The sequence below is a fragment of the Aeromicrobium sp. UBA7512 genome (assembly GCF_002476985.1).
Lineage (GTDB): Bacteria > Actinomycetota > Actinomycetes > Propionibacteriales > Nocardioidaceae > Aeromicrobium > Aeromicrobium phoceense.
Genome location: NZ_DLNK01000007.1, coordinates 494533 through 519125, shown reverse-complemented (window position 1 = coordinate 519125; position 24593 = coordinate 494533). Strand labels below are relative to the sequence as shown.

22 protein-coding genes are annotated in these 24593 nt (G+C 71.4%); 6 read left to right on the top strand and 16 right to left on the bottom strand.

Annotated features, from left to right (window positions below; all coding sequences use genetic code 11):
- Positions 1-31: 31 nt before the first annotated feature.
- Positions 32-706 (top strand): EcsC family protein, encoded by a 675-nt coding sequence (locus B2363_RS13380; RefSeq protein WP_286930788.1) that lies wholly within the window; start codon positions 32-34, stop codon positions 704-706.
- A gap of 61 nt (positions 707-767) precedes the next feature.
- On the opposite strand, the gene B2363_RS13375 is transcribed toward B2363_RS13380, so the two are convergent.
- Genes B2363_RS13375 through B2363_RS13365 form a run of 3 tightly spaced genes read right to left on the bottom strand, consistent with a single transcriptional unit; the run spans position 768 to position 5022 of the window.
- Positions 768-1694, bottom strand: coding sequence for a hydroxymethylglutaryl-CoA lyase (locus tag B2363_RS13375; protein ID WP_286930787.1), 927 nt, complete (start codon positions 1692-1694; stop codon positions 768-770).
- Positions 1694-3484, bottom strand: a complete 1791-nt coding sequence (locus tag B2363_RS13370; protein WP_286930786.1) for a biotin carboxylase N-terminal domain-containing protein — start codon at positions 3482-3484, stop codon at positions 1694-1696. Before B2363_RS13370 ends, B2363_RS13375 begins: the two co-directional genes overlap by 1 nt.
- A gap of 5 nt (positions 3485-3489) precedes the next feature.
- Positions 3490-5022, bottom strand: a complete 1533-nt coding sequence (locus B2363_RS13365; RefSeq protein ID WP_286931537.1) for a carboxyl transferase domain-containing protein — start codon at positions 5020-5022, stop codon at positions 3490-3492.
- Between the two features lie 52 nt (positions 5023-5074).
- Between B2363_RS13365 and B2363_RS13360 the strand changes: the two genes are divergently transcribed.
- Entirely contained in the window at positions 5075-5623 is a 549-nt protein-coding gene (locus B2363_RS13360; protein ID WP_286930785.1) for a TetR/AcrR family transcriptional regulator, read from the top strand.
- Here B2363_RS13360 and B2363_RS13355 read toward each other — a convergent pair.
- From B2363_RS13355 to B2363_RS13340, 4 genes are read right to left on the bottom strand one after another with little or no spacing between them, the layout of a single operon-like run.
- Positions 5559-6470 (bottom strand): EamA family transporter, encoded by a 912-nt coding sequence (locus B2363_RS13355; RefSeq protein ID WP_286930784.1) that lies wholly within the window; start codon positions 6468-6470, stop codon positions 5559-5561. The two genes, B2363_RS13360 and B2363_RS13355, sit on opposite strands and share 65 nt — an antisense overlap.
- 12 nt (positions 6471-6482) lie before the next feature.
- The gene (locus B2363_RS13350; protein WP_286930782.1) at positions 6483-7037 is read right to left on the bottom strand and encodes an NUDIX hydrolase; all 555 of its coding nucleotides are present in this window, start codon (positions 7035-7037) and stop codon (positions 6483-6485) included.
- Positions 7038-7076: 39 nt separating this feature from the next.
- Positions 7077-7883, bottom strand: a complete 807-nt coding sequence (locus B2363_RS13345) for a hypothetical protein (RefSeq protein ID WP_286930780.1) — start codon at positions 7881-7883, stop codon at positions 7077-7079.
- Positions 7884-7902: 19 nt separating this feature from the next.
- A complete protein-coding gene (locus B2363_RS13340; RefSeq protein WP_286930778.1) occupies positions 7903-9408 on the bottom strand; it encodes an MFS transporter in 1506 nt (501 codons plus the stop codon).
- A gap of 128 nt (positions 9409-9536) precedes the next feature.
- Here B2363_RS13340 and B2363_RS13335 point away from each other — a divergent pair, with 128 nt between their 5' ends.
- Together B2363_RS13335 and B2363_RS13330 are read left to right on the top strand one after the other, a co-directional pair.
- Complete coding sequence (locus B2363_RS13335; RefSeq protein WP_181753464.1) at positions 9537-10058, top strand: TetR/AcrR family transcriptional regulator; 522 nt, start codon at positions 9537-9539, stop codon at positions 10056-10058.
- A gap of 96 nt (positions 10059-10154) precedes the next feature.
- Positions 10155-11060, top strand: a complete 906-nt coding sequence (locus tag B2363_RS13330; protein ID WP_286930775.1) for an endonuclease/exonuclease/phosphatase family protein — start codon at positions 10155-10157, stop codon at positions 11058-11060.
- Between the two features lie 30 nt (positions 11061-11090).
- On the opposite strand, the gene B2363_RS13325 is transcribed toward B2363_RS13330, so the two are convergent.
- From B2363_RS13325 to B2363_RS13310, 4 genes are read right to left on the bottom strand one after another with little or no spacing between them, the layout of a single operon-like run.
- The gene (locus B2363_RS13325; RefSeq protein ID WP_286930773.1) at positions 11091-11693 is read right to left on the bottom strand and encodes an IMPACT family protein; all 603 of its coding nucleotides are present in this window, start codon (positions 11691-11693) and stop codon (positions 11091-11093) included.
- Between the two features lie 2 nt (positions 11694-11695).
- Positions 11696-12460 carry a class I SAM-dependent methyltransferase gene (locus tag B2363_RS13320; protein ID WP_286930771.1) on the bottom strand — a complete coding sequence of 255 codons (765 nt, stop codon included), beginning with the start codon at positions 12458-12460 and terminating at the stop codon, positions 11696-11698.
- Positions 12461-12511: 51 nt separating this feature from the next.
- Positions 12512-13318 carry a crotonase/enoyl-CoA hydratase family protein gene (locus tag B2363_RS13315; protein WP_286930770.1) on the bottom strand — a complete coding sequence of 269 codons (807 nt, stop codon included), beginning with the start codon at positions 13316-13318 and terminating at the stop codon, positions 12512-12514.
- 4 nt (positions 13319-13322) lie between these two features.
- Positions 13323-14204 (bottom strand): MerR family transcriptional regulator, encoded by an 882-nt coding sequence (locus B2363_RS13310; protein WP_181753470.1) that lies wholly within the window; start codon positions 14202-14204, stop codon positions 13323-13325.
- 127 nt (positions 14205-14331) lie between these two features.
- On the opposite strand from B2363_RS13310, the gene B2363_RS13305 reads away from it, so the two are divergent.
- Positions 14332-14622, top strand: coding sequence for a WhiB family transcriptional regulator (locus B2363_RS13305; RefSeq protein ID WP_181753472.1), 291 nt, complete (start codon positions 14332-14334; stop codon positions 14620-14622).
- The gene (locus tag B2363_RS13300; protein ID WP_181753474.1) at positions 14622-14924 is read left to right on the top strand and encodes a DUF4235 domain-containing protein; all 303 of its coding nucleotides are present in this window, start codon (positions 14622-14624) and stop codon (positions 14922-14924) included. Before B2363_RS13305 ends, B2363_RS13300 begins: the two co-directional genes overlap by 1 nt.
- A gap of 105 nt (positions 14925-15029) precedes the next feature.
- Here B2363_RS13300 and glgX read toward each other — a convergent pair whose 3' ends face one another.
- The 5 genes from glgX to B2363_RS13275 all read right to left on the bottom strand — a co-directional run bounded on the left by glgX (position 15030) and on the right by B2363_RS13275 (position 24549).
- Positions 15030-17090 carry a glycogen debranching protein GlgX gene (gene glgX / locus B2363_RS13295; RefSeq protein WP_286930769.1) on the bottom strand — a complete coding sequence of 687 codons (2061 nt, stop codon included), beginning with the start codon at positions 17088-17090 and terminating at the stop codon, positions 15030-15032.
- Complete coding sequence (gene glgA / locus B2363_RS13290) at positions 17087-18535, bottom strand: glycogen synthase GlgA (RefSeq protein WP_286930768.1); 1449 nt, start codon at positions 18533-18535, stop codon at positions 17087-17089. Before glgA ends, glgX begins: the two co-directional genes overlap by 4 nt.
- A 3-nt stretch (positions 18536-18538) precedes the next feature.
- The gene (gene glgC / locus B2363_RS13285; protein WP_286930767.1) at positions 18539-19834 is read right to left on the bottom strand and encodes a glucose-1-phosphate adenylyltransferase; all 1296 of its coding nucleotides are present in this window, start codon (positions 19832-19834) and stop codon (positions 18539-18541) included.
- Positions 19831-22026, bottom strand: coding sequence for a 1,4-alpha-glucan branching protein GlgB (gene glgB, locus B2363_RS13280; RefSeq protein ID WP_286930766.1), 2196 nt, complete (start codon positions 22024-22026; stop codon positions 19831-19833). Before glgB ends, glgC begins: the two co-directional genes overlap by 4 nt.
- An 84-nt stretch (positions 22027-22110) precedes the next feature.
- Positions 22111-24549, bottom strand: coding sequence for a glycogen/starch/alpha-glucan phosphorylase (locus tag B2363_RS13275; protein WP_286930764.1), 2439 nt, complete (start codon positions 24547-24549; stop codon positions 22111-22113).
- Positions 24550-24593: the final 44 nt, after the last annotated feature.

Genomic DNA, 24593 nt, shown 5'->3' with positions numbered 1-24593 from the left:
CGGATTCGCCCAGGCTTCCTATGCTTGCCGCATGGGTATGAAGGACCGCATCGCCAAGGAGGCCGGCACCCGTGTCGTGCCCAACGTGGCCTCCGGGTACGTCCGCACGGTGCTCGACAGCGCCATCGACGGCGTCGGGCCGCTGCGGTCGGTCGCCGAGACGGCCGGAGCGAAGCTCGCGGCGCACGGCGGTGACGTCGAGAAGGCGGTCGCCGCGCTGGTCCGCTCCCACACCAGCCTCGCGGGGCTCCAGGGCTTCGTCACCAACCTGGGCGGCATCGCGCTCGCGCCGGTCAGCGTCCCGGCGAACGTCGTGGGCGTGACGATCGTGCAGTGCCACCTCGTGGCCAGCATCGCCCACCTCCGCGGCTACGACATCGAGGACCCCCGCGTCCGCAACGCCGTGCTCGCGGTGATGCTCGGCGAGGACACCGTCGCCGACATGATCAAGAAGCGCACGCTGCCCTCCTCGCCGATGGCGCTCGCGACCTCGCCGATGCACGATCCGGTCCTCGACGACCGGATCGCCAAGGAGGTCACGGGCGAGCTCGTCGGCCGCACCATCGGTCGCCGCGCGCTCATGCTCGCCGGCAAGAAGATCCCGCTGCTCGGTGGCGCCGTCGGCGCGACCGCCGACGGCTTCGGCACGTGGCAGGTCGGTCGCTACGCCCAGGACGAGCTCAAGGACCGCCGCCTCCGACGCTGAATCCGAACGTGGTCTCGATACGCCGCTCGCTGCGCTCACGAGCTACTCGACCACCGGGGGATCAGGCGAGGGCGCGGACGACCGCGGAGGGGCTCTCGCGGCCCAGCACCTGCGCCATCGTGACGCTTGCGCGGACGAGCGCCGGCAGGTCGACGCCGTGCTCGATCCCCAGGCCGTTCAGCATCCACACGAGGTCCTCGGTGGCGAGGTTGCCCGTGGCGCTCTCGGCGTAGGGGCAGCCGCCCAGGCCGCCGGCCGACGCGTCGAAGGTCGTGATGCCGCAGCGCAGCGCCGCGAGCGCGTTCGCCAGCGCCTGGCCGTAGGTGTCGTGGAAGTGCATCGCGAGGCGGTCGGGCGCCACGCCCGCCGCGGCGAACTCCGCCACGAGCCGCGCCACGTGCGCGGCCGTGCCCACGCCGATCGTGTCACCGATCGACAGCTGGGTGGCCCCGAGGTCGAGCAGGCGCGAGCCGACGCGCACGACCTGAGCGGGATCGACCGGGCCCTCCCAGGGATCGCCGAAGCACATCGAGACGTAGGCCCGGACGTCCACGCCCGCGTCGAGGGCGCGGGCGACGACCGGCGTGAACATCGCGAACTGGTCCTCGACCGAGCTGTTGAGGTTCTTGCGCGCAAACGTCTCGGTGGCACTGGCGAAGATCGCGATGTGCCGCACCCCGGCCTCCAGCGCGCGATCGAGCCCTCGCTCGTTCGGCACGAGGACGGGCAGCGGGACCGCACCGTCCATCGGCAGCCGCGCCACGACCTCACCGGCGTCGGCGAGCTGCGGAACCCACTTCGGGTGGACGAAGCTCGTGGCCTCGACCACCGGCAGCCCCGCCGCCATCAGGTCGCGAATGAACGCGACCTTGGCGTCCACGGGGACGATGCCCGACTCGTTCTGCAGGCCGTCGCGCGGGCCGACCTCGTAGATCGTGACGCGCTCGGGCAGGGCGGGATCGCGCTCGACCATCGGCAGTGCGTCCATCAGTCCTCCCGGGCCTCGACGTGGAACAGCAGGTCGCCCATCCTCACCTGACGGCCCACCGTGGCGGCCACCTCGGTGACGACGCCGGCGTGCGCGGCGGTGAGGGCCAGCTCCATCTTCATCGCCTCGACGGCACCGAGCCGCTGACCGGCCTCGACCTCCTGGCCCGGCTCGACCTCAACGGCGATGATGGTGCCGGGCATGGGCGCCGTGACCTCGGCGTCGCCGGCGTGGACGGCGCGCGGGCGACGCGTGCCATCGGGCCGCTCGAAGACGTGGGTCTCGCCGCGGACGGCCACCCACGCCCTCGCCCCGTCGGTCGTGGCGGGCAGGACGTGGTCGGACCAGGACGTGATCTCGTGCCGCTCGCCCTCCTCGTCGACCACGGGGAGCAGCAGCGGCGCCGCGGGGCCGGCCAGCCTCCAGCCGTCGGCGGGTCGCGGCCACAGGAGCCGGGCCGCGCAGGCCGCCGCGGCCTCGGGCACGACCGGCAGCGACAGCAGCTCCTCGGGCGCGGTGTCGAGCCAGCCGGTGTCCATCTCGGCCGCACGGAACCGCGCCGAGTCCACGACCCGGCGCAGGAACCCGACGTTCGAGCGGATGCCGAAGACCGCCGTCATGTCGAGCGCCTCGACCATCGCGTCGACGGCCTCGTCGCGGTCGTCGCCCGTCGTGACGATCTTCGCGATCATCGGGTCGAACGCGGCGCTGACGTCGGCCGCGTCGAAGTCCTCGATGACCGACTCCACGCGGGCGCCGGGCCACCACACCTCGCGGATACGGCCGGCCTGCGGCAGGAAGCCCGCGTAGGGGTCCTCGGCGTAGACGCGCACCTCGACGGCGTGACCGTGCTCGGTGATCTCGTCCTGGCGCAACGGCAGCGGCTCGCCGGCGGCGACGGCCAGCTGCCAGTGGACGAGGTCGGTGCCGGTGACCTCCTCGGTGACCGGGTGCTCCACCTGGAGCCGCGTGTTCATCTCGAGGAAGTAGGCCTCGTCGCCGTGGACGAGGTACTCCACCGTGCCCGCGTTGACGTAGCCCACCTCACGGCACAGGGCGACCGCGGCGGAGCGGATCCGCTCGCGCACCTCGGGGTCCAGACCCGGTGCCGGAGCCTCCTCCACGACCTTCTGGTGGCGGCGCTGCACCGAGCAGTCACGGTCGAGCAGGTGCACCACGTGGCCCTGGCGGTCGCCGAAGACCTGCACCTCCACGTGACGACCACCCTCGACGTAGCGCTCGATGAGCAGGGTGTCGTCGTCGAACGCGGCGCGGGCCTCACGCGCGGCGGTGGTCAGGGCGTGGCCGAGGTCCTTCGGGTCGCGCACGACGTGCATGCCCTTGCCGCCACCACCGGCGGCGGCCTTCACGAGCACGGGGTAGGCGTCGGTCGGCACGGCGCCGGGCTCGTAGCGCGGCATGACCGGAACTCCGGCCCGCTCGGCGACCTCGCGTGCCCGGTCCTTGCGGCCCATCAGCTCGATGACGTCGGCGTCCGGCCCCACGAAGACGAGCCCCGCCTCGGTGACCGCCCGCGCGAACGCGGCGTTCTCGGAGAGGAAGCCGTACCCGGGGTGGACGGCTGCGGCGCCGGCCTCGCGCGCGGCCTCGACGATCGCGGCGCCGTCGAGGTACGACGGCACCTCGACCGCGGCGTCGGCCCACGGGAGGTGAGCGGTGTCGCCGGCGACGTGCACGGCGATGCCGCGGATGCCGAGCTCGCGGCACGCCCGCAGCACGCGGGCGGCGATCTCGCCGCGGTTGGCGACCAGTACGGAGTCGAGGGTCATGTCACTCACATCCGGAAGATGCCGAAGCTCGGCGCGGGAACGGGGGCGTGGGCGGCCGCGGCCAGGCCGAGGGCCAGGACCCGTCGGGTGTCGACCGGGTCGATGATCCCGTCGTCCCACAGTCGCGCGGTGGAGTAGTACGGCGAGCCCTGGGTCTCGTACTGGTCGCGGATCGGCGCCTTGAACGCCTCCTCGGCGTCGGGCGAGTCGAAGTCGCCGCGCACGGTCGCCAGGACCGAAGCCGCCTGCTCGCCGCCCATCACCGAGATCCGGGCATTGGGCCACATCCACAGGAACCGCGGGTCGTAGGCGCGGCCGCACATGCCGTAGTTGCCGGCGCCGAACGAGCCGCCGATCACCACGGTGAACTTCGGGACGACGCTCGAGGCGACCGCCGTGACGAGCTTCGCGCCGTCCTTGGCGATGCCGCCGTTCTCGTACTCCCGGCCGACCATGAAGCCGGTGATGTTCTGCAGGAACACCAGCGGGATGCCGCGCTGGTTGGCCAGCTCGATGAAGTGCGCCCCCTTGAGGGCCGACTCGCTGAACAGGATGCCGTTGTTGGCCAGGATCGCCACGGGCCAGCCGTCGATGTGCGCGAACCCGCACACGAGGGTGTCGCCGTAGAGCGGCTTGAACTCGTGCAGGCGGGAGTCGTCGACGATGCGGCTGATCACCTCGCGCACGTCGTAGGGGGTGCGCGAGTCCACCGGGACGACGTCGTAGAGGCCGGCGGGATCCTCGCGCGGCGGCATCGGCTCGCGGCGCGTGATCGTGGGCTCCTGCGGACGCGCGAACGTGTCGACGATCGAGCGCACGAGCTGCAGCGCGTGGTCGTCGTCGTCGGCCAGGTGGTCGACGACGCCCGAGACCTTGGCGTGGACCTCGCCGCCGCCGAGCTCCTCGGCCGTGACGACCTCGCCGGTCGCGGCCTTCACGAGGGGCGGCCCGCCGAGGAAGATCGTGCCCTGGTCGCGCACGATCACCGACTCGTCGCTCATCGCCGGCACGTAGGCGCCGCCCGCGGTGCACGAGCCCATCACCGCGGCCACCTGCGGGATGCCGCGCGAGGACATCTGCGCCTGGTGGAAGAAGATCCGGCCGAAGTGGTCGCGGTCGGGGAAGACCTCGTCCTGCATCGGCAGGAAGGCGCCCCCGGAGTCCACGAGGTAGAGGCACGGCAGGTGGTTGTCCGCCGCGATGGTCTGGGCCCGCAGGTGCTTCTTGACGGTGAGCGGGTAGTACGTGCCGCCCTTGACCGTCGCGTCGTTCGCCACGATCACGCACTCGCGCCCGGAGACGGTGCCGATGCCCGTGATGATGCCGGCGCTCGGGACGGCGAACGGGTCGTCCCCGTAGAGGCCGTAGGCGGCGAGCGCGCCGATCTCGAGGAAGGGCGAGCCCGGGTCGAGCAGCCGGTCCACCCGCTCGCGCGGCAGCAGCTTGCCGCGCGAGACGTGACGCTCGCGGGCCTTCTCCGACCCGCCCAGCCGCGCGGTGGCGGTGCGCTCCCTCAGCTCGGCGACGAGCTCTCTCATGTTCACGGCTCGAAGGTTAACACTCATTAACCTGCGCTGCTATGCTCCTGCCGTGAGCCGCCGCGAGCAGATCCTCGACACCGCCGCCGGACTGTTCGCCGAGCGCGGCTTCCACGGGGTCTCGGTCAACGACATCGGCGAGGCGTGCGGGATCTCCGGCCCGGCCCTCTACAAGCACTTCGCCGGCAAGGAGGACCTGCTGGCCCACTCGCTCACCTCCATCAGCGAGCGACTCCTCTCGGAGGGTCGGCAGCGTCGCGCGGAGGCCGGCGATCCGGCCGCGGCCCTCGACGCCCTCATCGCGTGGCACGTCGAGTTCGCGCTGACCCACCCGGCGCTCATCGTGATCCAGGACCGCGAGTGGTCGAACCTCCCGCCGGCCGCCCAGGCCGCCGTCCGCGAGCTGCAGCTGGCCTACATCGACGCGTGGGTCGAGACCCTGCGCGAGCTGCGCGCCGACCTCGACCGCGCGACGGCCCGTGCCGCCGTCCAGGCGGTGTTCGGGCTGATCAACTCCACCCCGCACTCGGCGCGGATCAGCGCGGACTCGATGGCGCGGCTGCTGGCGTCGATGGCGCGCGCCGCGCTGCTCGCGACCTGAACGAGATCGTGGCGACCGCCACGCCGACCATCATCACGATGCCGCCCACCCACTCCAGCGCGCTGGGCACCTCGTCCAGCGCGACCCACGCCGACAGGACCCCGACCGGCGGGACGAGCAGGATGAACGGCACGACGCTGGCCGCGGGGTACTTCGCCATCAGGCCGTTGAAGATCGTGTAGCCCACGAGCGAGGACAGCACCACGGTGTAGAGCGTGCTGATCCAGGCCTCGATCCCGAACCGGCCCAGGGCGGCCGAGATCTCGGCCGGCCCCTCCACCGTGAGCGAGACGGCGAGCGCGGGCAGCGGCACGACGAGCGCCGACCACACCACGAGCGACAGCCCCGACGACACCTTCGCGGCCCGCGCCACGACGTTGCCGATCGCCCACGAGAGCGCGGCGCCGATCGTGACGAGCAGCGGGACCAGCGGGGCGTCCTGGTGGAAGCCCCAGGCGACGATCGCCAAGCCGGCGGTGCCGATCGCGGCGCCGATGCCCTGACGACGGGACGCCCGCTCGCCGAGGACTCCGGCGGCGATCAGGATCGTGAAGATGACCTGCGCCTGCAGGACCAGCGCGGCCAGGCCTGCGGGCATGCCGATGGCCATCGCCAGGTACAGCAGCCCGAACTGACCGAAGCTCATGAAGAAGCCGACGGCGACGACGACCTGCCACGAGGCCTTGGGCCGCGCCACGAAGAACACGAGGGGGAACGCCACGAGGACGAACCGGATCGCCAGGAACAGGAAGGGCGGCACGTCGGCGAGACCGACGTGGATGGCGACGAAGTTGCAGCCCCAGAGCACCGCCACGAGGACGGCGAGCAGGCTGTCGCGGCGGGTCACCGGGCCATGCTGTCAGGTGGGCGTCACCCGGCGCAGCGGCGCCCGCTGCCAGTCCTCGTCAAGATCACGCCACCGGCGGTCTCGCATCGGCAGCGAGATCACCGGCGGCACGGGGGTGCCGGCGGCGAGGAGGTCGAGCACGTCGCGCTCGTGGGGCACGAACGGCTCGGGCAGGGCCGACAGCGGGTACCACCCGGCCTCGGCGGCCTTGTCCGCCTCCAGGTGGGCTGCGTCGCCGCTCCACCGCGTCACCTCGAAGAAGACGTCGATCCGCTGCTCGACCTGCGGGCCGCCGCGCTCGAAGCGGTGGATCGCGGTCACGGGACGCAGATCGTCGGGGGCGATCGTCACGCCGGCCTCCTCGAGCGCCTCGCGCACCGCGGCCTCGTGCACGGACTCGCCGGGGTCGACGTGGCCGGCCACGACCGCCCAGTACCCGTCGCGGTACCCGGTCCCGGCGCGACGCTGCACGAAGACCTCGTCGCCGCGGCGCAGGATCACGTAGGCGGCGGCGACGAGCAGCGAGCGGGAGTCGGCGTGGTCGTCCAACGGGTAGTGCTCGGTCACGTCGCCAGTGTTCCAGACCGAACCGGAGACAGCCGTGGCTCAGGGCCGGCAGCGCTCGGCGTAGAACTCCTCCAGCGACTCCCGGACCGCATCGTCGAGCGGCAGCGTGAAGTACGCGTGCTCGATGTCGGTGGTGCGCACGCGGACGCCGAAGCGCGACCCGACCTTGTCCTCGGCGACCACGTGCGGATCGCAGCGGCCCATGACGACGTCGAGACGCACGCGCTGCGGCTGGTCGAGCGGCAGCTCCACGTCCACCGGCGTGGCCGGCCCGAACGCGAAGCGCAGCGTGGGCGCGAAGCCGAGCAACACCACGTCGTTCGGCTCACGGGGAGCGAGATCGAGGGTGGCCGACCACGTGTCGCCGCGGACCCCCGGCGGGCCGACCGTGACCGTGGTGGCGGCGTCGAACGCCTGCTCGCCGCAGTCCCCGTCGACCAGGTCGCGCAGCACGCCGTACGGGTCCTCGACGTCCACTCGCGAACGGCGATCGTCGTCGCCGGTGCGGTAGGTGAACTCCGCGACCGTCGCGAGCTCCTCCCCCTCGGGGCACGTGCCGGCGGGCGGGTCGACGTCGATGCCCGTGCCGAAGCCCGGACCGACCGACTCCGTGCCCGACCAGTCGACCGCCTCGGACCACCGGTTCGACTCCAGGCGCATCGCCGAGAGCGTGATCTCGCGGTCGGTGTCGTTGCGGATCGCGATCGCGATGTCACGGGTCAGGCGCTTGCCGCGGTACTGCATCACCTCAGCCGTGAACCCCTCCGGCGCGTCCTCCAGGTCGGGCGCGGCCGAGCACCCCGCCACCACCAGGAGGGCTGAGACCAGCGCGACACGACCCCGCATGGGCCGAGTGTAGGTCCGCTCAGGCGTGGCGCAGGGTGCGTCGCGAGATGAGCGCAGCGGCCAGGGCGACGAAGATCGCAGCACCCGCGGTGAACTGCACGCCGAGGTCGAACGCCGAGGCGGCCGAGGCGTGGATCCACCCCTGCACCGGCGCCGCGAACTGCTCGGCGAACTGCAGGGTGCTGCCGAGGGTCTCGAACGCGTTCTCCTGCTCGCCGAACTTCGCGACCGCCGGGACCGTCAGGTTCGAGCGGAACGTCGCGGTGAGCACGCTGCCGAGCACCGCGGTGCCCAGGACGGCACCGATCTCGTAGGCGGTCTCGGAGATCGCCGACGCGGCGCCCGCCTTCTGCGGCGGCACGCTCGACAGGATGAGGTCGTTGGTGATCGTCTCGGCCAGGCCGATGCCGATGCCCAGGATCAGGAACGCCACACCCACCGAGAGCACCGTCGGGTGACCCGTGAAGGCCGCCAGCGCGTAGCCGCTCGATGACAGCATGAAGCTCAGCGGTACGAGGGTGCGCGCCGGGACCCGCTCGACGAGACGCACGGCCGCGAAGCCGGCCGCCATCGTGGCGATCGAGCCGGGCACCAGGACCAGCGCCGACTCCAGCGGGGACAGCCCCAGCACGAGCTGGAGCAGCTGGGCGCCGAAGTAGAGGAAGCCCGCCAGTGCCATGAGGCTGAGGGCGTTCGCCGCCAGGGCGCCGCTGAAGACCGGGTTGCGGAACAGGCTCAGGTCGAGCATCGGCGTGGCACTGCGCTGCTGGCGGCGGATGAAGCACCAGCCGGCACCGAGGCCCAGGGCCAGCGCGGCGAGCGTGGTGTCGTCGAGGCCGGCCGTGGCACCGTGCTTGATCGCGAAGACGAGCGGCACCATCGCGACCAGCGACAGCACGACCGAGGTCGGGTCGAACGGGCCGGGCTGGGGGTCTCGCGACTCGGGGATGAGCGCGAGCGCCGCGGGAACGAAGGCGATGATCAGCGGGACGTTCAGCAGGAACACCGAGCCCCACCAGAAGTGCTCGAGCAGGTAGCCGCCCACCACCGGGCCGAGGACGGCACCGCCGGAGAACATGGCCGCCCACGCCGCGATCGCGGTGCGCCGGTCGCGCGCGTCCTCGAAGATGTTGCGGATCAGCGACAGCGTCGAGGGCATGAGGGTCGCGCCGAAGAAGCCGAGCAGCGCACGGCCCGCGATCAGCATCTCCGGGCTCGTGCTGAAGGCCGCGAGCACGGAGGCGGCGCCGAATCCGACGGAGCCGGCCACGAGCAGGCGGCGGCGACCGATGCGGTCGCCGAGGCTGCCCATGGCGATGAGCAGACCGGCCAGCATGAGCGCGTAGATGTCGACGATCCACATGAGCTGGTTGCCACTCGGGCGCAGCTCGCGACTGATCTCGGGCAGCGCGAAGGACAGCACCGTGTTGTCGACCGAGACGAGCAGCACGGGCAGCATCAGCACGGCCAACGCGGACCATTCGCGTCGGCCGGCACGGGCGGCATGAGGTGTGAACGTGGACATCACCCTTACTGTACCGTCCAGACGGTACAGTTCCAAAATGACTCGCGTCACAGGGCTTTCCGGTGATCAGGGTCACCCGCGTCGCAGGTTCCGGGCCGTGGACGCGGCCGGATCACTAGGCTGAGCCCATGGCCGAGGAGCGCAGTACCCGCGATCGCGTCCTCGACGCCTTCGAGCGCCTGCTGGTGGGTGCCGGCAGCCGCGCCGCCACGCTGGACGCCGTCGCCGCGGAGGCCGGCGTCTCCAAGGGCGGGCTGCTGTACCACTTCCACAGTCGCGAGGCCCTCGTCGACGGCATGGTCGAGCGGCTGCGCGAGCAGGCGGCTCGTGACGTCGAGCAGATGCGCTCGGCCGAGCAGGGCCCCGTGGCCTTCTACCTCGAGACCTCCGTGGACACCGGCAGCGACTTCGACCGCGCCCTGATCGCGGCGTCGCGCATCGCCCAGGAGCACGACCACGGCGCGCGCGCGGCGCTGGCCGACATCCGCGACGCGTGGTTCGGCGTCCTCAACGAGCACCTCGGCGACGAGGCCCTCGCCCGCACGATCCAGCTCATCGGCGACGGCCTCTACTTCGACGACACCACCGGCCTGGGCAGCCCCGACGCGCTCGGCCACGTGCGCGAGGTCCTGGGCCGCCTCGGCCAGTGAGCCGCGTGTCGGGCCGGCCGGCGCTCAGGTGGACACCGACCCGGACGTGACGCATCGTGGGGAACTCCGAGTCCTTCGACGAATGAGGCCATCCGCATGACGCAACGCACCCCACGACGCGCGCGCAGCGCCGTCACCGCACTCGCCGGCGCACTCGCCCTGACGGCGATCTCGTTCGTCTCACCGACGAGTGCGCAGGCCGCGACGAGGTTCATCGTCGTCCAGCACAACGTGGAGAAGAACGGCGCGGCGATCACCCACGCACTGGCGAAGGCTCACAGCCTCGGCGCCCAGGCGGTGACCCTGCAGGAGGTCTGTGCGAGCGACGTGCCGCTGATCCAGAGCTACGCCGCCAGCGTCGGCCAGACCTGGTCGGTGCACGCGCAGCAGAGCCGTACCGCCGGCTGCGGCGCCCGGGGCGACGTCATGACCGTCGCCGTGCGGACCGCGGCCGGCGCGGACAACGTCGTCCGGTCGCTCTCCCAGGACGAGTCCGTGAACGACGACGGCAGCCTGCACACGCGGCAGCAGGAGCTGGTGTGCGTGCGGTGGACGGACACCTCCGTGCGCACCGTGTGCTCCGTGCACGTCGCGCTGGGCAAGGCCTACGTCGTGGGCAGCCCCACCCTCAACGCGCGCAAGACCCAGATCAAGGAGATCAAGGACATCACCGCGACGTTCATCGGCAACGGCCAGCTGGTCGTCGTGGGCGGCGACTTCAACGCCGTCCCGAAGGACCCGGTGCTGAACCGCATGTACGCCCGCGGCGTCGACGAGGACGGCAACTCCCCGAACGGCAAGTTCTTCGAGGCGGCGCAGCTCGAGGGGCAGACCTCCAACCGCGGGGGCAACGCCACGGACCAGAGCGGCAAGCGCAAGATCGACCACGTGTTCTTCTCGAACAACAAGACCCCGTGGACGCAGTCGGGCGCGGCCTTCAACGCCCTCGACAGCCCGTCCGACCACCAGCTGGTCGTCGCGAAGGCCACCGTCCAGGGCTGACGCCCCGGCGCGGCGCCCGGGGTCACGACCTCAGGCGTCGCGCCAGACCGGCTCGAGCCGCTCGAACGGCAACCGCTCCAGGACGGCGAGGTCGGCGGCGGCGACCTCGTAGCTGACGCGGTCGGGGCCGTAGGCCACGTCGATCACGTCGGTGTCGCGGCGCAGGCGGCTCTCCATCGCGCCGACCTCGGTGACCGGGACGGTCACCCGGGCCCGCTGCCACAGGCGCCTCTCGCGGACCCCGGCCTCGTCGAGCGCTGCCCCGGTGGCGTCGGCGTAGGCGCGGGCGAGGCCCCCGGTGCCCAGCAGCGTGCCGCCGAACCACCGCGTCACGACGACGACGACGTCGCTGACCTCACGTCCGGTGATGACCTCGAGCATGGGTCGTCCGGCGGTCCCCGAGGGCTCGCCGTCGTCGTTGCTGCGACGCAGCGCGGCCTCGGGGCCGACGACGAAGGCGGTGCAGTGGTGCCGGGCGTCGTGGTGCGTCGCGCGGACGTCGGCGATGAGCGCCCGGGCGCTCGCCTCGTCCTCCACGCGCCCCGCACGCGCCAGGAAGCGCGACCTCAGCACCACGATCTCGGCCTCGGCGGTGTCGCCGAGGCCGAGATCGAGCGTGCGGTAGGTCGCCACCCTCAGCGCTTGCGCAGTTCCAGGAAGATCGAGGGACCGAAGTCGCTGGAGGCGAGGGGCTTCTGCAGCACGCGCTCGACCGCGACGAGCACCTTGCCCGGCACGTAGCGCTTGAGCTTCTGGCTGCGCAGGTTCGACACCGACAGCTTGCGCTGCAGCACCAGGCCGGCCGCGGCCAGCTGGCCGACGACCGTGTCGATGTTGTGGTTCACGAAGGCGATCGCGTCGGGCTCGTCGGCCGCGACGGTGCGGATGCTGACGGGCTCCTTCGGCAGCGCCTTGCCGGCCTTCTTGAAGGCGCGACGGTTCTTGAAGTGGCCGTAGTTCGCGACCTCGATGATCGCCGTGCCGCCGGGCGCGAGCACGCGGGCGATCTCGGCGAACTCGTCGGTGGGCTCGGGGATGTGGTGCATGACCCGGACCATCGTGATGAGGTCGAGCTCGCCGTCGCCGAACTGCAGGGCGTCGGCCTGCTGGCGCGCCTTGATGACGTCGGTGCCCTCGAGGAACTTCTCGGCGGCGTCGAGCTGGGTCTGACTGGGCTCGGCGAGCGTGACCTGGTCGGCGTACTCGCGCAGCAGCAGCGCGAGGCGGCCGAAGCCACCGCCCACGTCGGCGGCCTTGGCGAACCGGCGGCCCTTGAGCAGCCGGCGGATCGCCACCTGCTCGGCGGCGTTCTCGTAGTCGCGGTTGTTCCAGTACTGGGTGTAGTCGTATCCCCGGTCGTACTGGTCGGCGACCTTCTTGCTGGGCTTGTCCTCGTTCACCGGGCAACCCTAACAATCAGGGGCTGAACGGCGGTCATCGCCGGACGCCGGTCAGCGGCCGAACCGGCGCGGACCGAACTCGGGCTCGGTCTTCGCCATGCCGGCCTTGCGCGCGACGTCGGTGTTCGGCGACTTGAGCATGGCCCGCTGGTACTTGCGCTCGAGCGCGAACGCCCGGCGCGGCTTGGCGAGACGGGTCTCGTTCAGCAGGCGCTTGGACGCGGCGACGGAGTCGGGCGAGCGAGCGAGGAGCTGGTCGATCAGCTCGAGGGCCGGCTTGGTCGGGTCCTCGGCGACGCCCGAGGCGATGCCGTACTCGACCGCCTGCTCGCCGGAGAACACCTCGCCGGTCATCACGAGGCGCTTGGCCAGGTCGGCGCCGACCAGCTCGGCCAGCGCCACGGTGCCGCTCATGTCGGGGACCAGGCCCCACTTGGCCTCCATGATCGACCACTGGCAGTCGGGGGTGGTGAACCGGAAGTCCGCGCCCAGCGCCAGCTGGATGCCGCCGCCGAACACGTGGCCGCGCGTGACGGCGATGACCGGGACGGAGAGCTCGCGCCACGCCCACAGCGGCTGCTGGAACTTGTTCGTGCCCTTGAGCGGGTTCGGCATGAAGTAGCGGGCGACGCGCTTCTTGTCGGTCATCACCTGGGCGAAGTCCAGGCCGGCGCAGAAGGACGGGCCGCGGCCCTCGAGCAGCACCGCGCGGACGTTCGGATCGGCCTCGATCCGGTCGGCGGCCTCCAGGAGGCCGTCGAGCACGCCGAACGTGATGCCGTTCAGCTTGTCGGGGCGGTTGAGCCAGACGCGGGCGATGGGCCCCTCGATCTCGGTGACGACATGCTGTTCGGTCATGCGCTCAGGGTAGATCGTCGCCGAGCGCCTGCCGCAACTGCCGCACGGTCTCGGTCAGGGAGTGCGACGTGACGACGTCCCGCGGCCACCCCGCACCACCGAGGAACAGCGCGGTGTGACGCCCCAGCTCGGCCAGCCGTTCCAGGGTCTCGGGCCCCGGCTTCATCACCGAGGACCAGAGGAACACGGCGTCGGGCCGGCTGCTGCGCACGAAGGACTCGAGCGACTCCATGGGCAGCCGGGCCCCGAGCTCGGTCCACCCGTGGCCGTGACGGGCCAGGGCCGCGCCGAGCGCGACGATCGGCAGCTTGTGCTGCTCGTCCTCCACACTGGCCAGCACGACGCGCGCCGGCCCACGCGAGGGGTAGCGGTGCGCCGCCGCGCGCAGGGCCGTCAGGACGCACGCGGTGACGAGGTGCTCGGCGGCCACGTCGATCCGCCCGTCCTCCCAGTACAGGCCGACCTGGATCATCGCCGGGGCGATGGCCGAGTCCCAGGCCTCCTCGACGCCGAAGCGCTCGATCGCGCTCTCGGCGGCCTCCTGCACCTTCGCGGCGTCGAGCTCCTTCGCGCCCTCGAGCATGTCGAAGACGGTCTGCTCGTGGGCGGAGGCCCTGAGGCCGGCGGGTCCGGCCCCCACGATCGCGGCCAGCTCGTGCGGCGAGAGCCGCTTCACCCGCTCGGCGGCGTCGTGGGCGGGGACGCCCGACTCGATGAACCGGGCCATCGTCGCGACGCGGTCGGCGTCGACGATCGTGTAGCGACGGTGGCCGCCCGCCGTACGGAAGGTCGGACCGACGCCATAGCGGCGTTCCCAGGTCCGGAGGGTGGGAGCCGCGATTCCCAGCATCTCGGAGAGGGTACCCACGGTCCAGCGGCGGTGCATGCGGTCGATCATAAAACTTATTCAGGGTGCTTGCACAATGAATAGATTAGGTAGTACCGTCGAACTACTTGCCGGGTTGCGCACACAGCTCGAGTCAGTCCTCACCCTTGGGGAAGGGGCAGGAAACATGGTCAACATCAAGCGACTTCCGTCGCCCATCATTGAGTCCTACGAATGGCAGTGGGAGGGCGCCTGCATGGGCGTCGACTCCTCCGTTTTTTTCTCGCCCGAAGCTGAACGCGGCATGAAGCGCCACCGCCGTGAAGAGTCCGCCAAGGCCGTCTGCGCCACGTGCCCGGTCATCGACCGGTGCCGGGAGCACGCCCTCGCCGTCCAGGAGCCGTACGGCGTCTGGGGTGGCCTCACCGAGTCCGAGCGCACCGAGATCCTGGCCGGCCGTCAGGCCGCTGTCGGCTGATGGCGGCGCCGAAGAAGGCGAAGGCCAGCACCTCCGCCAAGATCCTCTACCAGCCGGTCGGGCTGATCACGTCGATCCTGGCGGGTCTGATCGCCTCGGCGGTGTTCAAGCAGGTGTGGAAGCGCGCCAGCCCGAACAGCGAGGGCGATCCGCCCAACCCGACCCAGTCGGAGTTCCCGCTCAAGGAGATCCTGCTCGCTGCGGTGATCCAGGGCGCGATCTTCTCCGGCGTACGTGCGATCGTCCAGCGGCAGGGCGCCAAGGCGTTCGCCAAGGCGACGGGTGAGTGGCCCGGCGACTGATCGTCTCCTTCTCAGCTGACGTCGGTTCCCTCCTCCTGCCGACCTCAGCACTCTGGCAATGGCCGCGGGTTCTCCCCCCGCGGCCATTGCGCGTCCCGGGCACGCTCAGCGCGCTGCCAGGACGACGACCGACTGCCCGAGCGCGGGATAGGTCGAGCCGAACGACACCTCGTCGTCGGGACGGGCGGTGTCGACCTCGAGCCGCCAGGCACGGTGCTGCCCCGGGTCGGGGAGCGCCATCTCGACGTCGCCGCCCACGTTGAGGACGACGAAGACGGCGTCGTCCAGCGCCTCGCCCATCGGGTCGCCCGCAGCGCCCCGCAGGAGCAGGCCCACCGACCGCCACTCGGGGTCGTGCCAGTCCTCGGCCGTCGGGGTCGCCCCGTCGGCCCGGTGCCACGTCACGTCTCTGTGGCCGTCAGCGCGCTCGCGGCCGTGCATGAAGGTGCGCTGGCGCAGCACCGGCTGCTCGCGGCGCAACCGGACGAGCCGGCGCACCAGCGCGAGCAGCCCGGTGTCGGGCGCCGACCAGTCGATCCAGCCGAGCTCGTTGTCCTGCGCGTAGGCGTTGTTGTTGCCGCCCTGGCTGTTGCCGATCTCGTCGCCGGCCAGCAGCATCGGCACCCCCTGCGACACCAGCAGCGTCGCCAGCAGCCCGCGCACCCGGCGCGCCCGTGCGGCCAGGACGTCGGGATCGTCGGTGGGGCCTTCGACCCCGAGGTTGTCCGAGAGGTTCTCGTCGTGGCCGTCCCGGTTGTCCTCGCCGTTGGCCTCGTTGTGCTTGTGCGCGTAGGAGGCGAGGTCGGCCACGGTGAACCCGTCGTGGGCCGTGACGAAGTTGACCGAGGCGGTGGCCCCGCGTGAGCCGTGGTCGAACTGGTCGGCCGAACCCAGCAGCCGGGCGCCGACGTCGGCACTGCCGAGCGACCGGACCTGCCACGCCCGGCGGATCCCGTCGCGGAAGCGGTCGTTCCACTCCGAGAACGGGTGCGGGAACCGGCCCAGCCGATGGCCGCCGGGGCCGAGGTCCCACGGCTCGGCGATCAGCTTCACCGTCGACAGCACCGGGTCCTGGCGGATGGCGCTGAAGAACGGCCCGTGGGGGCGGAAGCCCTTCTGGGTGCGGCCGAGCGTGGTGGCGAGGTCGAACCGGAACCCGTCGACCCCGAGCACCTCGACCCAGTACCTCAGGCTGTCCATCACGAGCCGCAGCACCGGCGGCCGGTCGACGGCGAGGGTGTTGCCCGTGCCCGTGTCGTCGACGTAGTGACGTCCCGCGTCGACGAGCCGGTAGTACGCGGTGTTGTCCAGACCGCGCAACGACAGCGTGGGGCCGAGCTCGTCACCCTCGCCGGTGTGGTTGTAGACGACGTCGACGATGACCTCGATGCCCGCCTCGTGCAGGGCGTGGACGGCCTGGCGGAGCTCGGCGACCGCGTCGTCCCGGGCGTACCGGGGCTCGGGGGCGCACCACGCGATGGGCTGGTAGCCCCAGTAGTTCCGCAGGTCCTTTGCGACGAGGAAGCGGTCGTCGAGGAACGCCTGCACCGGCAACAGCTCGACGGCGTTGACCCCCAGCGAGGTCAGGTGGTCGATGACGGCAGGCGACGCGAGGCCCTCGTAGGTGCCGCGCACCTCCTCGGGGACGCCGGGGTGCGCGGCGGTGAGGCCCTTCACGTGCGCCTCGTAGATCACCAGGTCGCTGAAGGCATGGCCGGGCCGGTTGGTCGTCGGGTCGGGGCCCGCCGGGTCGCCCTGCACGATGCCGCGCGGGACCACGGGCGCACTGTCGCGGTCGTCGAGCGTGAGGTCGTCGTCACCGGCGTGCCCGGACATCGCCTCGTCCCAGCGCAGCGGCCGGTCGAGCGCGCGGGCGTACGGGTCGATGAGCAGCTTGGCGGGGTTGAACCGCAGGCCCTCCTCGGGCCGGTGGGGGCCGTGGGCGCGCAGGCCGTACCGCGTGCCGGGTCCGACTCCGGTCACGTGGGCGTGTCGGACGTCACCGTCGCGGAAGACGAGGTCGATCCGCTCCTCGGCACCCGACTCGTCGAACAGGCAGAGCTCGACCCGCTCGGCGTTCGCCGACCAGACCGCCACGTTGACGCCGTCGCCGTCGACGGTGACGCCCAGGGGGTACGGCCGGCCGGTGGTCACGGCTCGGGTCATCGCACGATCTCCGCGAACAGCGTCGCGTAGCGCTCGGCGGAAGGCCCCCAGTCCACCGGCGTGGACATCGCCCGGTGGCGCAGCCGCTGCCAGGCGGGCGGGTCGGCGTACAGCTCGCGCGCCCGGGAGAGCGCCCCGGCGAGCCCGCCCGCGTCGATGTCGGCGAAGGCGAAGCCGGTGGCCACGTCGGCGGCGAGGTTCTCCGGCGAGGCATCCACGACGGTGTCGCGCAGACCTCCGGTGGACGCGACGACCGGGATCGCGCCGTAGCGCATCCCGTAGAGCTGGGTCAGCCCGCAGGGCTCGAAGCGCGACGGCACGAGGACCAGGTCGCCCCCGCCGTACATCCGGTGGCTGAGGGGCTCGTCGTAGCCGATCCGCACGCCGATCGACTGCGAGTACCGGGCGGCGAGGTCGTTCAGGGCGTACTCGTAGCCGGGGTCGCCGGAGCCCAGGACGATCACGGCCCCGCCGGCCTCCACGAATCCCGGGAGGGCCTCGAGCAGCAGGTCGACACCCTTCTGGTGCGTGAGCCGGGTGACCACGACCGCGAGCGGGCCGGCCGGCTCCGCCAGCCCGAACTCGGCGAGCAGCTCGCGCCGGTTGCGGTCCTTCGCTGCCGGGTCGTCGACGGAGTAGTGGACGACCGCGCGGTCCGACGCCGGATCCCACACGGTCGTGTCGATCCCGTTGACGATGCCGAGCAGGTCGCCGCCGTCCCGGCGCGCGGCGGCCACGCCCTCGAGCCCGAACCCGAACTCCGGTGTCGTCAGCTCCTCGGCGTACGTGGGGCTGACGCTCGTCACCTTCGTGGCGTGCACCATGCCGGCCTTCAGCGTGCTGACGAGACCGTGGTACTCCAGCGCCTCGTGGTGGAAGTCCCACGTCGGCAGGCGCAGCCGGTCCAGCTGGTCGGGCCCGAAGATGCCCTGGAAGGCGATGTTGTGGATGGTCATCACGGTCGGCACGTCAGCCTCCGCGTAGCGCAGGTACGACGGCACGAGGCCCGCCTGCCAGTCGTGGGCGTGCACCACGTCGGGGCGCCAGCGATCGGTGGTGCCGCCGGTCGCGATCCGCGCACCGACCCACGACAGCGCCGCGAACCGCACGTGGTTGTCGGGGTGGTCGTGCCCGTCGACGTTGTACGGGCCGCCCGGGCGGTCGAAGAGGTGTGGCGCGTCGAGCAGCAGAAGGTCCACGCCCGCGTGGCGCCCGGCGCGCACGACCGCCGGGCCACCGAACAGGTCGGGGTCCTCCCACACGGTCTTCGTCGAGCCGACCCGATCGAGGATTCCCGGGTACGCGGGCATCAGGACGCGCGACCGCCAGCCCTGCTCGGCGAGGGCGGACGGCAGGGCACCGACGACGTCGGCGAGCCCCCCGGTCTTGAGCAGCGGGGCGCACTCCGACGCCACCGAGAGCAGGCGGCGCGGGCGAGGGGGCATCGACTACTCCAGCGAGGCCGCGCGGCGGTCGAGCATCGGCTGGGTCACCAGCACGATCCCGTTCTCGGTCCGGCGGAACCAGCGGTTGTCCTCGTCGGGGTCCTCACCGACCACGAGCCCCTCGGGGATGTGGACCCGGCTGTCGACCACGGCGTTCGTCAGCCGGGCACCGCGGCCGACGTCGACGTGCGGCAGCGCCACGACGCGGTCGAGCATCGAGTACGAGTGCGTGCGGGTGCCCGTGAACAGCAGCGAGTTGTGCACCTCCGAGCCGCTCACGATGCAGTCGCCCGCGATGAGCGACTGGATCGCCTGGCCGCGCCGGCCCTCCTCGTCGTGGGCGAACTTCGCCGGCGGCGTGAACTCCGCGTACGTCCAGATCGGCCACGAGTTGTCGTAGAGGTCGAGCGCCGGGATGAACTCGGTCAGGTCGATGTTGGCCTGCCAGAACGTGTCGATCGTGCCGACGTCGCGCCAGTAGGGCTCGGTCTCCAGACCCGTCATGACGCACGACTCGCTGAACCGGTGGGCGTAGGCACTGCCGCCGCGGACGATCGCCGGGATCAGGTCGAACCCGAAGTCGTGCCGCGAGCTGGTGTCCTCGGCGTCCTGGCGCAGCAGCTCGCGCAGGAAGTCCCAGTCGAAGACGTAGATGCCCATCGACGCGAGGGCGACGTCCGGGTCCTCCGGGGTGCCCGGCGGATCGGCCGGCTTCTCGAGGAAGTCGACGATGCGGCCGGTCGCGTCGACGTGCATGACGCCGAACGCCGTGGCCTCCTCGCGCGGCACGGTCAGGCAGCCCACGGTCACGTCGGCGCCCGTCTCGACGTGCTGACGCAGCATGACCTCGTAGTCCATCTTGTAGACGTGGTCGCCGGCCAGGACGATCACGTACTTGACCTTGTAGTCGTCGACGATGTCGATGTTCTGCGTCACGGCGTCGGCGGTGCCGAGGTACCACTTGGTCTCCTCGACGCGTTGGCTCGCGGGGAGGATGTCCAGGTACTCGTTGCGCTCGGCCTGGAAGAAGTTCCAGCCCCGCTGCATGTGCCGGATCAGGGAGTGGGCCTTGTACTGCGTGGCGACGGCCATCTTCCGGATGCCGGAGTTCAGCGCGTTCGACAGCGGGAAGTCGATGATGCGCCACTCGCCGCCGAACTGCACGGCCGGTTTCGCCCGTCGGTCGGTGAGCTCCTCGAGGCGGCTGCCGCGTCCGCCCGCCAGCACGAACGCCATCGCTTGACTGGACAGTCGGGGCGGCGCGCCGGCGTCGCGACCCGTCAAGATCGGGATGGTCATGACCGTTCCTCCACGAAGTAGACAGCGGACAGGGGCGGCAGCGTCAGCATCGCCGACTGTGCCTCGTTCTGGGCGGGGACGGGCTCGGTCTCGATGGCGCCGCCGTTGCCACGGTCGGCACCTCCGTAGAAGCGCGAGTCGGTGTTGAGCGCCTCGGTCCAGCGACCCGCGACGGGGAACCCGATGCGGAAGCCGGTGCGCTCGACGGGGGTCAGGTTGAGCACGACGACCACGTGCTGGTCGTCCTCGTCGCCGCGGCGGAGCCAGGCGAAGACCTGCTCCTCCACGGCGTCGACGAGCAGCCACTGGAACCCGCGGCCGTGGGTGTCGTGGCGGTGCAGCGCGGGCAATTCGCGGTACAGCCGGTTGAGGTCGCGGACGAGACTCTGGACCCCGACGTGGCCCGGGTCGTGCAGCACGCCCCAGTCCAGCTCGCCGTCGTGGTTCCACTCGGCGGGCTGGCCGAGCTCCTGCCCCATGAACAGCAGCTTCTTGCCGGGGTAGCCCCACATGTAGCCGTAGAACGACTTGAGGTTGCCCAGCTTGTCGGCGTGGTTGCCGGGCATGCGCCCGTACATCGAGCCCTTGCCGTGGACGACCTCGTCGTGGCTGATCGGCAGGACGAAGTTCTCGGTGAACGCGTACGTGAGGCCGAACGTGAGCTCGTCCTGGTGGTGCTTGCGGTGGACCGGGTCCTTGCCGAAGTAGGTCAGTGAGTCGTTCATCCAGCCGAGGTTCCACTTGTAGCCGAACCCCAGGCCCTGCTCGTCGACGCGGCGGGTGACGCCCGGGAAGGTGGTCGACTCCTCGGCGATCATCACCGCGCCGTCGTGCTCGCCGTAGACGGCGACGTTGGCCTCCTGGACGAACTTCACCGCCTCGTAGTTCTCGCGGCCGCCGTCCTTGTTGGGGATCCACTCGCCGGGCTGGCGCGAGTAGTCGCGGTAGAGCATCGAGGCGACGGCGTCCACGCGCAGGCCGTCGAGGTGGTACTCGTCCAGCCAGTACAGCGCGTTCGAGACGAGGTAGTTCAGCACCTCTGGGCGGCCGTAGTTGAAGATCAGCGTGTTCCAGTCGGGGTGGAAGCCCTCGCGCGGGTCGGCGTGCTCGTACAGCGGCGTGCCGTCGAACCGGCCGAGTCCGTGCTGGTCGGTCGGGAAGTGCCCCGGCACCCAGTCGGCAAGCACCCCGATGCCTTTCGCGTGGGCCGCGTCGACGAACGCGGCGAACTCCGCGGGCGTCCCGTAGCGGATCGTCGGCGCGTAGAGCCCGATCGGCTGGTAGCCCCACGACCCGTCGAAGGGATGCTCGCTGACGGGCAGCACCTCGAGGTGGGTGAAGCCGAGGTCGGCCACGTAGTCGACCAGTCGCGTGGCCGCCTCGAGGTACGACAGGGGACGGTTCCCCTCCTCCGCGACGCGTCGCCACGAGCCGAGGTGGACCTCGTAGATGCTCATCGGGGCGTCGACCGCGTGGATGTCCGCCCGGTTCTCGAGCCAGTCGGCGTCCTGCCACGCGTGGCGACCGAGTTCTCGGACGACCGAGCCGGTGCGCGGCGGGTGCTCGCTGCCGAAGCCGACCGGGTCGGCCTTGAGCGGCAGCTGGCGGCCCCCGGGCCCGAGGATGTCGTACTTGTAGACGCACCCCTCGCCCAGACCGGGCAGGAAGACCTCCCACACGCCGGTCGCGCCGCGCGGGCGCATCGGGTGCACCGCTCCGTTCCAGCCGTTGAAGTCACCGACCACCGACACCCGTTCGGCGTTCGGTGCCCACACGGCGAAGTGCACGCCGGTGGTCTCCTCGTGCGTGATCACGCGGGCGCCGAGCACCTGCCACAGCCGCCGGTGGGTGCCCTCGCCGATCAGGTACTCGTCGATCTCGCCGAGGACGGGACCGAAGCGGTAGGGGTCCTCGTACTCCTCGGTGCCGGCCTCGGGCCACAGGACGCGCACCCGGTAGAACGGCAGCGACGGCCCGACGAAGACGTCGCGGGCGGCCGGGTGCCGGGACAGCTCGACCTCGTCGGTGTCGTTGACGACCCAGACGCGGTCGGCACCGGGGCGGTGCACCACGACGTGGTGACCGTCGTCGGTGGGACCGAGCGCCGCGAAGGGGTCGCGGTGCAGGCCCTGCGCGAGCTGCCAGGCCTCGGCCGCGTCCAGCACGAGCGGGGTCGTGTCCTCACCGGCCATGCGTCCCTCCTCGGCTGCCATCTGTTTCATACAACCACCGGCGGCGCCGGTTGGCACCCTTGAGACGCGTCGGGCTCGCCGGGCTCAGAGCGCCGGGGTGATGTTCCAGATGCGGCTCATGTACTCGCGCACCGAGCGGTCGGAGCTGAAGTACCCCGTCCGGGCGACGTTGAGGAGGGCCATCCGCTGCCAGCGCTCGTGGTCGAGGTACGTACGGTCGACCGCCTGCTGGGTCTCGTCGTAGGAGTCGAAGTCCGACGCCACGAGGAACCAGTCGCTGTTCCAGATCATGTCGAGGATGGCGCCGTAACGGTTCGGCTCGTCCGGGCTGAACGTCCCCTCGGCGATGGCCTGGAGCACGTCGCGCATCGCCTGGCTCTTCTCGATCGCCGTGCGGGCGTGGTCGGGCTCGTTCCGGCGGGCCGTGACCTCGTCGGCGGTCAGGCCGAACAGGAAGAAGTTCTCCGCGCCCACGTGCTCGCGGATCTCGACGTTGGCGCCGTCGAGGGTGCCGATCGTCAGCGCACCGTTCAGCGCGAACTTCATGTTGCCCGTGCCCGAGGCCTCCATGCCGGCGGTCGAGATCTGCTCGGACAGGTCGGCCGCGGGGATGAGCTTCTCGGCCATCGACACGTTGTAGTTCGCCGGGTAGACGACCTGCAGCAGGTCGCGGGTCTCCGGGTCCGCGTTCACGACGGCGGCGACGTCGTTGATGAGCCGGATGATGTCCTTGGCCATGACGTAGCTGGGTGCGGCCTTGCCGCCGAAGATCTTGACCCGCGGCACCCACCCGGCACCCGGATCGCGCTTGATGCGCTGCCAGTGGGCGATGGTCCACAGGATGTTCATCAGCTGGCGCTTGTACTCGTGCAGCCGCTTGACCTGGACGTCGTACAGGGCGTCCGTCGGGACCTCGATGCCGTGGTGGTCGGCCAGCCAGCCGGAGAGCCGCTCCTTCGCCTGACGCTTCGTGGCGCCGAACGCCTCGCGGAACGCCGGGTCGTCGATGTGGTCCTCGAGGCCCTTGAGCCGCTCGAGGTCGGTCTCCCAGCCGGACCCGAGCGTGTCGGTGAGCAGCTGGGCCAGCGGCGGGTTCGCGAGCGCGATCCACCGGCGCGGCGTGACGCCGTTCGTCACGTTGACGATCCGGTCGGGGTGCAGGCTGTCGAGGGCCGGGAAGAGGTCGCGGCGCACGAGGTCGGTGTGCAGCGCCGAGACGCCGTTGATCTTGTGGCTCGTCACGAACGCGAGGTCGCCCATCCTGACCTGGTCGTCGCCGATCAGGCCGACGCCCTCGGGCCGCGGGCCGTGCAGCTCGGCGTCGCGCCGGTCGAGCTGCTCGATGATCTGCAGGTGGCGCGGCAGCACCTTGCGCATGAGGCCGACCGACCAGTGCTCGAGCGCCTCGGGCAGCAGCGTGTGGTTCGTGTAGCCGAGCACCTGCGTCGAGAGGTCCACAGCCGCGTCGAACCCGAAGCCGTGCTCGTCCACGAGCAGCCGGATCAGCTCGGGTCCGGCGATCGCCGGGTGCGTGTCGTTCATCTGGATCGCGACGTACTCGGGCAGCCGGCGCAGGTCGTCGTGCGTCTCGAGGTAGCGGCGCACGATGTCCTGCACCGAGGCCGAGGTCAGGAAGTACTCCTGCGAGAGCCGCAGCTCCTTGCCCCGCGAGGTCGTGTCGTTCGGGTAGAGCACGCGCGACAGGGTGCGCGCCCACGCCTCGGGCTCGGCCGCCGCCGTGAAGTCGCCCGCGTTGAAGCGCTCGAGGTCGAACAGGTCGGCGCTGGGCTTGGCCGCCCAGAGGCGCAGCGTGTTCGCCCACTGGCGGCCGTAGCCGACGACGGGGGTGTCGTGCGCCTCGGCGAGGACCTGCAGCTGCGGCGTCCAGACCTGGCGGCCGTCCTGCTCGACGACCTCGCCGCGGAAGCCGACGGGGTAGGCCGACTCGGGCCGGGTGAAGCTCCACGGGTTGTCGGTGACGAGCCAGTCCTCGGGGGCCTCGACCTGCCGGCCGCCCTCGAAGCGCTGCTTGAACAGGCCGTGCTCGTAGCGGATGCCGTAGCCGTAGGCCGGGCAGCCGAGGGTCGCCATCGACTCGAGGTAGCAGGCCGCGAGGCGGCCGAGGCCGCCGTTGCCGAGTGCGGCGTCGGGCTCGTCGTCGGCGATGTCGGCGAAGTCCAGGCCCAGGCGGTCGAAGACCTGGACCGCGACGTCGCGCAGTCCGAGGTTGATGGTGGCGTCCTCGAGCAGGCGCCCGATGAGGAACTCCATCGAGAGGTAGTAGACGCGCTTGCGGTCCTCGTTCCACGTGCGCCGGGTGGCGTCGAACCACGGCTCGAGCGCACGGTCGCGGATCGTGTAGGACAGCGCCATCCGCCAGTCGAACTTCGAGGCGTGCTCGGGGTCCGTGCCGACCGTGTACTGCAGGTGATGCAGCAGGGACCGGCGGAACTGCTCGGGCGTGGGCTCGGGAAGGGTCAGGTCGTCGAGGTCGACGCCGTGGACTTCCAGGGACTCGGACATGTGACTCCCGCGGGGGTGATGGGGATTCGGTTCCAGCGCGCGCG